General features: G+C 72.7%; 9 protein-coding genes. 2 read left to right on the forward strand and 7 right to left on the reverse strand.

Annotated features, from left to right (window positions below; all coding sequences use genetic code 11):
• Positions 1-41: 41 nt before the first annotated feature.
• On the reverse strand, positions 42-2627 hold the full coding sequence (locus ADL22_RS24965; protein ID WP_066984056.1) for an MFS transporter: 2586 nt from the start codon (positions 2625-2627) through the stop codon (positions 42-44).
• Positions 2624-3178, reverse strand: a complete 555-nt coding sequence (locus ADL22_RS24970; RefSeq protein WP_066984059.1) for a MarR family winged helix-turn-helix transcriptional regulator — start codon at positions 3176-3178, stop codon at positions 2624-2626. The genes ADL22_RS24965 and ADL22_RS24970 overlap by 4 nt, the downstream gene beginning before the upstream one ends.
• A 243-nt stretch (positions 3179-3421) precedes the next feature.
• Between ADL22_RS24970 and ADL22_RS37035 the strand changes: the two genes are divergently transcribed.
• A complete protein-coding gene (locus ADL22_RS37035) occupies positions 3422-3517 on the forward strand; it encodes a 50S ribosomal protein L37 (RefSeq protein ID WP_372503274.1) in 96 nt (31 codons plus the stop codon).
• 21 nt (positions 3518-3538) lie between these two features.
• Here ADL22_RS37035 and ADL22_RS24975 read toward each other — a convergent pair whose 3' ends face one another.
• Together ADL22_RS24975 and hemC are read right to left on the reverse strand one after the other, a co-directional pair.
• Positions 3539-4558, reverse strand: coding sequence for an agmatine deiminase family protein (locus ADL22_RS24975; protein ID WP_079064401.1), 1020 nt, complete (start codon positions 4556-4558; stop codon positions 3539-3541).
• Positions 4559-4637: 79 nt separating this feature from the next.
• Entirely contained in the window at positions 4638-5573 is a 936-nt protein-coding gene (hemC, locus tag ADL22_RS24980; RefSeq protein ID WP_066984065.1) for a hydroxymethylbilane synthase, read from the reverse strand.
• Positions 5574-5723: 150 nt separating this feature from the next.
• Between hemC and ADL22_RS24985 the strand changes: the two genes are divergently transcribed.
• Entirely contained in the window at positions 5724-6413 is a 690-nt protein-coding gene (locus ADL22_RS24985; RefSeq protein WP_066984069.1) for a hypothetical protein, read from the forward strand.
• Between the two features lie 30 nt (positions 6414-6443).
• Here ADL22_RS24985 and proP read toward each other — a convergent pair whose 3' ends face one another.
• The 3 genes from proP to ADL22_RS35500 all read right to left on the reverse strand — a co-directional run bounded on the left by proP (position 6444) and on the right by ADL22_RS35500 (position 9826).
• Entirely contained in the window at positions 6444-8033 is a 1590-nt protein-coding gene (gene proP, locus ADL22_RS24990; RefSeq protein WP_066984072.1) for a glycine betaine/L-proline transporter ProP, read from the reverse strand.
• A gap of 229 nt (positions 8034-8262) precedes the next feature.
• Positions 8263-8964, reverse strand: coding sequence for a class F sortase (locus ADL22_RS24995; RefSeq protein ID WP_066984075.1), 702 nt, complete (start codon positions 8962-8964; stop codon positions 8263-8265).
• A gap of 142 nt (positions 8965-9106) precedes the next feature.
• Positions 9107-9826, reverse strand: a complete 720-nt coding sequence (locus ADL22_RS35500) for a hypothetical protein (protein WP_066984078.1) — start codon at positions 9824-9826, stop codon at positions 9107-9109.
• Between the last annotated feature and the right edge of the window lie 250 nt (positions 9827-10076).

The raw sequence follows: 10076 nt of genomic DNA on the forward strand, positions 1-10076 counted from the left end.
CGCCGGGCCCTCGCCCTTGCCCGTTGCCGTGGCGGCGGGTGTCAGTTCACCGTGTCGTGGCTGAGCTCGATATCGCACTCGGCCTGGCCGGCGGCGGTCAGCCGCAGCGGCGCGGCGGCCGGCGGGTAGCCGCTGGCGATCAGCGTGTACTCACCACTGTCGAGGTCGGTGAAGACGTACTCGCCGTCGTGGCCGCTGGTGGCGCTGCCCACGACGTTGCCCGCGGGGTCCAGCAGGGTGACCCGGGCGTCGCCCACCGGGCCGCCCCGGTTGGTGCGGACGGTGCCGCGGACCTGGGCGCCCAGCGTCAGCCGGACCTCGTACCAGTTGCGGGTGCCGGCGGCGACCTCCACCTGGAGGGCGGAGGGGCGGTGCCGCTCGGCGCTGACCGCGAGGGTGTAGCTGCCCGGGGTCAGCTCCTCGAACGCGAAGCCGCCGTCCTGGCCCACCACGCCGGAGGCCACGACCTCGCCGCGGATGTCGGTGGCCACCACCAGGGCGCCGGGCACCGGGTCGTCGTTCTTCTCCTCGCGGACCTCGCCGGACAGTCCGGCCGCGCCGCTGAGCGTCAGATCGAAGGTGACCGGCTCGGCGCCGACCACGACCGTCAGCGCCTGCGGCTTGCGGGCGCCGGCGGAGCCGATCAGGACGTAGGTGCCGGCGCCGGTGGTCGGCAGCGCGTAGCCGCCGTCCGCGTCGGTGGTGGTGCGGCCGAGCTGCCGCCCGCCGACGCTGATCAGGGTGACCGCGGCCTGCGGCACCGGGTGGCCGCCGCTGTCGCGCACGGTGCCGGTGATCACCGGGCCGGTCGCGTCGGGGCCGGGGGCCGGCGCCGCCACGGCGGTCGCGGCGGCGGCCGGGACCGCCTCCGGGGCCGGGACCGCCTCCGGGGCCGGGGCCTCGGCCGGCGCGGTCTCCGCGGCCGGCGGGACCTCGCCGTTCGCCTCGGCATCGGCCTGGGCGCGCGCCTGGAGGCCCGACATCTGCCGCAGCGGCACCTCCTTGATGAACCACATCAGCACGAAGGCCAGCGCGACCACGATCGCACCCATCAGGAAGACGGTGTGCATGGAGTCGGCGAAACCGCGCTTGAACGGTTCGGCCAGCCGCGGGTCGAGGTGCTGGATGAACGAGGAGTCGCTCAGCACGCCCGAGGCGCCGCCGTTGCCGGGGTGCTTGAGCATGTCGAGCACCGGCTTGTTGGCCGGGTCGTGCAGCACCGACGGGTCCTTCAGCGCGCCCTGGAACCGCGCGGTGGACGCGGCCGCCTTGAACGCGTCGCCGATCTTGTCGCCGACCGTGCTGAACAGCACCGACAGGAAGATCGCGGTACCGGCGGTGGCGCCCATCTGCCGGAAGAAGGTGGAGGACGCGGTGGCCACACCCATGTCGCGCGGCGGGACCGCGTTCTGCACGGCCAGCACCAGGGTCTGCATGCAGCCGCCCAGGCCGAGGCCGAAGACGAGCATGTAGACCATGGTCTCCCACAGCGCGGTGTCCCACTGGACGCGGTAGTGGAAGAGCAGCATCGCGGCGATCATCAGCGCGGTGCCGACGATCGGGAAGACCTTGTAGCGGCCGGTCTTGGCGGTGACCTGGCCGGAGACGATGGAGGCGATCATCATGCCCGCCATCAGCGGCAGCATCTCCAGGCCCGATTTGGTGGGGCTGGCGCCCTTCACGATCTGGAGGTACTGCGGGATCATCAGCATCCCGCCGAACATGCCCATACCGATCAGCACGGACAGCACGCTGGTCTTGCTGAAGGTGCCGTTGCGGAACAGCCGCATCGGGATCAGCGCGTCGTCGCCGATCCAGCGCTCGACGAAGATCCAGGCGATGATGCCGACGACACCGATGGCGTAGCAGGCGATCGACGCGGCCGAGGTCCAGCCCCACTCCCGGCCCTGCTCGGCGACGAGCAGCAGCGGCACCACGCCGACGGTGATGGTCAGCGCGCCCCACCAGTCGATGCGGTGGTTGCGGCGGGTGTGCGGGATGTTGAGGACCTTGGCGACGACGAACAGCGCGATGATGCCGATCGGCACGTTGACCAGGAAGACCCAGCGCCAGCCGGTGATGCCGAGCAGGGTGGCCTGGCCGGCCAGCGCGCCGCCGATCAGCGGACCGGCGACGCTGGAGGTGGCGAACGTACCGAGCATGTAGCCCTGGTAGCGGGCGCGCTCCCGGGGCGGGACGATGTCGCCGATGATCGCCAGTGCCAGCGACATCAGACCACCGGCGCCCAGGCCCTGGAGGGCGCGGAACGACGCGAGTTCGGTCATCGAGGTGGAGAAGGTGCAGAGCACCGAGCCCACCACGAAGATGCTGATCGCGGCGAGGTAGTAGGGCTTGCGGCCGTGGAGGTCGGACAGCTTGCCGTACAGCGGCGTGGCGATCGTGGAGGTGATCAGGTAGGCGGTGGTCGCCCAGGCCTGCTGGCTCAGCCCGTGCAGGTCGTCGGCGATGGTCCGGATGGAGGTGCTGACGATGGTCTGGTCGAGCGCGGCCAGGAACATCCCCAGCATCAGGCCGCTGAGGATGGTCAGGATCTGGCGGTGGCTGAGCGCCCCCGCCCCGGGTATCGCCTTGGCTTGCGCCCCTGGCGGAGAGGTGGCTGTGCTCATGTACGTATCTCTCCCTGCTCCACGGCGGTGCCCTGGTCTCCCCCGGGGCCCGGCCGTGAGTGTTGTCGTTCTGCCAGGTCCTTGTTGAGCCGGCTGAGCAGCCGGATCAGGTCGGCCCGGTCCTGTGGCGACCAGGATTCGAGGATCCCGGCCAGTTCGGCGTCGCGCTGACGCCGGTAGTCCTCGAAGCGGGCCCGCCCCGCCTCGGTCGCGGTCAGCAGCGACCCGCGGCGGTCCTCGGGGTCGGGGCGGCGGGCCACCAGGCCCCGCTCGACCAGCGAGCGCACCTGCCGGCTGACGGTCGACAGGTCGAGGAAGGCGTCGGCGGCCAGATCGGTCGCCCGCTGGTCCCCGCCGCACACCAGCCTGGCCAGCAGGACCCGGTCGGCCGCCCCGGCGTCGTGCTTGACCCGCTGCTTCCAGGCCGCGATCAGGCGGCTGAAACGGACCACTTCCGTTCCCAGCCCCGCGGCGGCCTCGTCCAGGCTCGACGCGACGGTGATCTGCGCGACCCCGTCCGCGTCGCAGGCATGGACCGTGCCGTTACTCATCGTCGTGATCCCTCGCACTGAATGCGTGCATGCGTGAAGGCATGTTCCAGCCGGTCCACTGGATACATTGCTTGTATCCAGCAAGCATAGCGGCTGCCGACGGGTGCCGCCGACCACGGGACGGCTCACCGCAGCACGGCGCGGCTCGGGAGTGCTCGCCGCGCGCCCCCGACACCACCTCCGCTCCCCCGGCCGAGTACCCGGCAAAGTGGTAGACATGCCGGAAATGCACCATTGGCCCTCGTGACGAAGGGAGACACCATGTCGTCGAAGCGCCGCCGCAAGAAGAAGGCCCGCCGCAACCACGCGGCCAACCACGGCAAGCGCCCGCAGTCCTGAGCGGGCGGCCGGCTCCTTCGGTCAGGCCGGCTGGACGGGGCGGGGCGCCCGGGGCAGCTGCTGGGTGATGCAGTGCACCCCGCCGCCCCCGTAGGCGAGCGTCGGGGCGGGTACGCCGACCACCCGGCGGCCGGGCAGCGCGCCGGCGAGCACCGCGAGCGCGGCCTCGTCCCCGTCGCCGCCGCCCACCGGGACCACCGCCCCGCCGTTGGCCAGATAGAAGTTCAGATAGCCGACCTCGACGGGCTCGCCGCCGACCGTGCCGTACGCGGTCTGCGGCAGCTCGACGATCTCCAGCCGGCGGCCCCGGGCATCGGTGGCCGCCGCCAGGATGTCGCGGTTGGCCCGCATCCGGGCGAAATCCGGGTGGCGCTCGTCGTCCGGGAGGAACGCGACGACCTTCCCGGGCGCCACGAAGGCGCAGACCCCGTCCACATGCCCGTCCGTCTCGGTGTCCTCCACCCCGCCGTACGGCAGCCAGATCACCTTCTCCGCGCCCAGCCGCCGGCCCAGCTCGGCCTCGATGTCCGCGCGGGTCAGCGCGGGATTGCGGTTGGGGTGCAGCAGGCACTGCTCGGTGGTGATCAGCGTGCCCTCGCCGTCGACGGTGAACGATCCGCCCTCCAGCACCATCCCGGAGTGCACCCGCTCGATACCCAGCCGCTCCAGCAGCCGCGCGGTCAGCCGGTCGTCGTCGTCCCAGGGGCGGTGCTTGCCGCCCCAGGCGTTGAAGCGGAAGTCCACGCCGACCCGGCGGCCGTCGTCGGTGAAGGCGAAGACCGGGCCGGAGTCCCGCAGCCAGGAGTCGTCCAGCGGCAGCTCGATGATCTCGATGTCCGCACCGCACCGGGCCCGGGCCGCCGCGCCCTGCCCGGGCGCGGCGATCATGATCACCGGCTCGAAGGCGGCGATCGCCCGGGCCACCTCGGCGTACTCCCGGCGGGCGGCCCCGAAGGCCGCGCCCCACAGCGACTCCCGGCTCGGCCAGGCCATCAGGCAGGCGTCGTGCGGGGTCCACTCGGCGGGCATCCGAAGGCGCATGGCGCGGGCTCCCTGGTCGCGGCGGCGGGGTCGTCGGGGTCGGTGCGCGGGTGGAACGGTACGCGGGCGGGTCAGCGCGTCAGTGCGCGATCCCGTCGATCAGCTCACGGGCACCCTGGCGCAGCAGCGCCACGGCCACGGAGGTGCCCAGCGTCTCCGGGGTGAGCGGACCGGCCCACTCGTGGGCGTTGAGCACGGTCTTGCCGTCCGGCGTGAAGACGCTGGCCCGCAGGGAGAGTTCGCCGCGCCGGTCGGTGGTGGCGTAGCCGGCGATCGGGCTGTTGCAGTGGCCCTGGAGGACGTGCAGCAGCATCCGCTCGGCCATGGTCTCGCGGTACGTCGCCGGGTCGCCGAGGCCGCTGACCGCCTCGATGGTGGCGGTGTCGTCCTCCCGGCACTGGAGGGCGAGCGTCCCGGCGCCGATCGGCGGGCACATCATCTCGACCGGGAGGATCTCGGTGATCGCGTCCGTGCGGCCGATCCGCTCCAGCCCGGAGACGGCGAGCAGCAGTGCGTCGGCCTCGCCGGCGGCCAGCTTCTCCATCCGGCGGTTGGCGTTGCCGCGCATCGGCACGCATTCCAGATGCGGGTGCGAGGCGGCGAGCTGGGCGATCCGGCGCACCGAGGAGGTGCCGATACGGGTGCCGGCGGGCAGCTCGTCGAGGGTGAGCCCGCCGGGGTGGATCAGCGCGTCGCGGACGTCGTCGCGCTTGAGGAAGGCGGCGAACGTCGTCCCGGCCGGCAGCGGGCGGTCGCCGGGGATGTCCTTGACGCAGTGCACCGCGAGGTCCGCGGCGCCCGCCAGCAGGGCCGCGTCCACCTCCTTGGTGAACGCCCCCTTGCCCTCCACCTGGGAGAGCGCGCCCATCCACCGGTCACCGGTCGTCTTGACGGGGACGACCTCCGTGGTGATGCCGGGATGCAGCGCGGCCAGTTCGGTGCGGACGCGCTCCACCTGGGCCAGGGCCATGGGCGAGTCGCGGGAGACGATGCGGATGAGTTCAGGGGCGGACATGGCGCCGATGATAGAACGTCAAATCCGGACAGTTACCGACAGCGCGTCGGAGTTTCCGTGCGTCGCGTCACCCGCGGCCCGGTCCGCGGACGACCGGACCGTACCGGACCCGCGCCGGGCCCGTACCGGCCCGCACGATAGCGTCTCGTCATGTCCACCTCCGAGACGCAGGCCGGGATACCCGAACGGCCCTCCCCCGCCACCGCCGCACCCGGCCCCGTCACCGCCGATGATCTCGCCCGCGCCGTACGGCTCTCGGTGGCGCTGCTGCGCACCGCGCCGGCCGCGGCCTGGGACGGCGGCCCGGCCGGGACGCTGGAGTGGGACTGCTGGGAGACCGCCGAGCACCTCGCCGACGACCTCTTCGCCTACGCCGCCCAACTGGGGCCCGCCGCACCGCCGTTGGACCGCGAGGTGCCGTTCGACTGGCACCGCCGGCGGCCCGGCGGCCCGGCCAACGCGGTGCACGCCGACCGGGCCGCCGGGCCGGCCGGGCTCCTCGCGGTCCTGGAGTCGTGCGGCGCGCTGCTGGTCGCCATGGTCCGCACCACTCCCCCGCACGTCCGCGCCCACCATGTGTTCGGCGTCTCGGACGCGGAGGGCTTCGCGGCGATGGGGATCGTCGAGACGCTGGTGCACACCCACGACCTGGCCGCCGGTCTGGGGCTCGGCTGGGAGCCGCCGGCCGAGTTGTGCGCCCGGGTGCTGGCCCGCCTGTTCCCGGACGCCCCGGAGGGCGCGGCGCCCTGGCCGGCCCTGCTCTGGGCCACCGGGCGCGCCGAGCTTCCCGGGCACCCGCGCCGCACCCGGTGGCGCTGGGACGGCACGGTACGGGCGTAACGGGGGCCCGGCGGTGGGACGGGCGGAGGGTCAGTGGCGGTGCCAGGGGTGCCGCAGCCGGATCCAGATGTCGCGGGCGCGCCGGCCGGCCTCGGTGCGGCTGTGCGCGACCAGCCTGCGGGCCTGCTCCTTGGTCTCCACCATCGGACCGGAGCCCCGTAGCGGCTTGCCCGCCGTCTCGTGCAGGAAGAGCGTCGAGAACAGGCCGACGACGCCGGCCGCCATCAGGTAGTACGCGGGCACCATCCGGCTCCCGGTCAGCGCCACCAGCCCGGAGGCGAACAGCGGCGTGGTGCCGCCGAAGAGCGACACCGAGATGTTGAACGCGATGGACAGCGCGCCGTAGCGCAGCCGGGTCGGGAACAGCGCCGGGAGGGTGGCGGCGGAGGTGCCGGCGAAGCACACCAGCAGCAGTCCCAGGATCAGGCAGCCGAAGGCGGGCAGCAGGATGCCGCCCGCCCGGATGAGGAGGAACGCGGGGTAGGCGAGCGCGATCAGGGCGATGCTGCCGGACATGAAGAGGGGGCGGCGGCCCCAGCGGTCGGAGCTGCGGCCGACGGTGGTGATGGTCAGCACCACCACGATCATCGTGCCGAGGACGAGCAGCTGGGCGGTGAGCGGGTCCTCGCCGAGCGTCTCGGTCATGAAGGTCGGCAGGTAGGAGGTCACCATGTAGTTGGTGACGTTGTAGAGCAGCACCAGCCCCATGCAGATCAGCACGGCCTGCCAGTGCCGGGTGAAGATCTCCCGCAGCCGGCCGTGACCGGACTGGCGGGCGGTCTCCACCGGGTCCTCACCGCCCGCGGCGACGCTCTCCTCCGCTTCCTGGTGGGCGAGTTCGGCCTCGCGCTGGAAGGCCGGGGTCTCCTCCAGCTTCAGCCGCATGTAGAGGCCGATCAGTCCGAGCGGTCCGGCGACGAGGAACGGCAGCCGCCAGCCCCAGGAGACCAGCCCGTCCTCGCCGAGCACCGCGGTGAGGACGGTGACCAGTCCGGAACCCAGCGAATAGCCGACGAAGGTGCCGAAGTCGAGCCAGCTGCCGAGGAATCCGCGCCGTTTGTCGGGGGCGTATTCGGCGATATAGGTGGTGGCTCCGGCATATTCGCCGCCGGTGGAGAATCCCTGTACCAGCCGGCAGATCAGCAGCAGAATCGGCGCGGTGAAGCCGATGGCGTGATAACTGGGCAGGAATCCTACGGCGAAGGTGCTGACCGCCATCATGATCATGGTGGCGGCCAGCACCCGCTGCCGTCCGATCCGGTCGCCGAGCGGCCCGAACACCATCCCGCCCAGCGGCCGGACGACGAAGGCCGCGGCGAAGGTGGCGAACGACGAGACCACCTGGGCGCCGGACGAGCTGGCGGGGAAGAACACCTTCCCCAACGTCCCCGCCAAATAGGCGTAGACGCCGAAGTCGAACCATTCCATCATGTTGCCGAGCGCGGCCGCCGACACCGCCCGGCGCACCGCCGGACGGTCGGTGATCGTCACGTCCTCGGCGCTCAGCGGCTCTTTCCTGCGGCGCAGCAGAATGCGCAGAAGGCGTTCGGTCTCGGCGCTCCGCCCACCGGAAACCCTCCGGTCCCGGCGCGGGCCCGGAGGATTGCGGCGGGCGCTCATTTCTTCCCGTCACGGAGCGGAATTCGGTGCCTCATATTCGCCATTATTTCCCCGGCCGTTCCGCGCGGAGAGCAGACCCGCCGGGACCGCGTGTCGGGCGCGGTGACGGGAGGCGAAAGGCCCGGGCCGGAGGGAGGCGAACGGCCCGTGGCTGGGCGCTCGCACGGCCCGGGCCGGTGGCCGGCCGGCCCGGGCCGTGGTCATGGCCGGTTCACGCGCGCTTCGCGCTTCAGGCTCGTTTCGACGAGACGAGGTGGGCGAACGCCACCACATTGGCCACGTAGTCCTTGGCCTTGCGGTCGTAGGCGCCACCGCAGGTGATCAGCCGGAGCTGGGCGTCGGGGGTGTCGGAGTAGACCCGGTCGTTGGGGAAGTTCGCCTTGCTGAACGTCTCCACCGAGTCGATCTTGAAGGTGGCGACGATCCCGTCCTCACGGGTGATCTCCACGGTGCTGCCGGGCTTGAGGGTCTCCAGTTGCAGGAACACCGCCGGCCCGGTCTTGGTGTCGACGTGCCCCGCGACGATCGCCGCACCGCGCTCGCCCGGCGCCGCGCCGTCCTTGAACCATCCGACGAGGTTGGTGTCGCCGGCCGGCGGGGGGTTGAGCTGCCCGGTGGGGGCCAGGGTGAGCTGGGTGAACGGCGCGTCCACGGCGATTTCCGGGATCGTCAGCCGCTTCGGCGCGGACCGGGGCAGCGCCAGGTCGGTGCGGGGCGTGGCGGCCCGGTGCGAGGCGGAGGCGGCGACCGCGGGCCGGGACTGCGGGGTGGTGGCGTCCGCGGAGGTGTCGACGGAGTTGTAGACGAGGAAGGCACCCAGCAGAAAGGCTCCCGCTGCCCAGATCAGGCCGCGCCCGGCGGGGCGGGCCGCGGCGGCTGCCGTGGGCGGGTCGGGGTCGGGATTCGGCTGGGGCGGCTGCTGGGCGGTCATGGGAGGGCCTTTCGTGAGCGGGCGGGGCGAGGCGCGGAGGGGGCGCGCGGCACCGGCGCGGCGGGGCCGCAATCGCCGCGGCCACCGTCCGGCGAGGACGGTGGCCGCGACTGCACATCGACCTCCGGAGGGGGCAGCCTTATCAGGCCGCGGTGCCCGACGTGTTGCGGCGACGCAGCATGTAGGCACCGGCACCCAGACCACCGAGCATCAGGACCGAGCCGGCGGCCAGACCGCTGCCGGACATCGCCATCCCGCCGCCACCGGTGTGGACACCGCCGTGCGGGCGGCGGCCCCAGTGGTCGTGGTCACCGCGGCCGTGGTCGCGGTCGCCGTAGCCACCGTGGTCGCGGTCGCCGTAGCCACCGTGGTCACGGTCGCGGTCACGGCCGTGGTCACGGTCACGGTCACGGTCACGGCCGTGGTCACGGTCACGGTCACGGCCGTGGTCGCGGTCACGGTCGCGGCCGTGGTCGTCGCCGTAGCCCTGGTCCCAGTCCCCGGTCACGGGCATGGCCAGCGCGCCGCCGCCGGTGTGCACACCGCCGTGCGGCTTGCGGTGGTGGTCGCGGCCGTGGTCGTGGTCACCGCGGCCGTGGTCGCGGTCACGGTCCCGGTCACGGTCGCGGTCGTGGTCCCGACCGTGGTCACGGTCACGGTCACGGCCGTGGTCACGGTCACGGTCGCCTCTGCCGTTCCGGTCGTGGTCGCTATTGCCGTGGTCGTGGTCGTTGCCGGTGACCGCGGTACCGCTGCCCGAGGTGACGTCCTCGGCCAGGCCCATGGCGTATGCCGCGGGCGCGGAGATGGTCAGCGCCGCCGTGATGGCGGCGGAGGCGAGCAGAGTGCGGGCAGTGCGCATGGAGACATGTTCCTTTCGGCGCGACTGCGAAGGCTGACACTTCGTCGGCACATCGGATCGCAGTAGCGACGTGATCACCGTCAGCCGTAATCGGGCGCGGCACCACCGGAGAACGCCGCATTCGGGGGACAACGTCGGCTCTTCGGGTGGCGCGGAACGACGTATTCACCCGTTGGACGGCGGGTGGCTCCGGCGTGTCGTCATCAGGGTGGGCTAGAGGGCCGATATGGGGGGCTTCGAGAGGGCCGCG

This window comes from Streptomyces sp. NRRL F-4489, assembly GCF_001509485.1.
Taxonomy (GTDB): Bacteria; Actinomycetota; Actinomycetes; order Streptomycetales; family Streptomycetaceae; genus Streptomyces.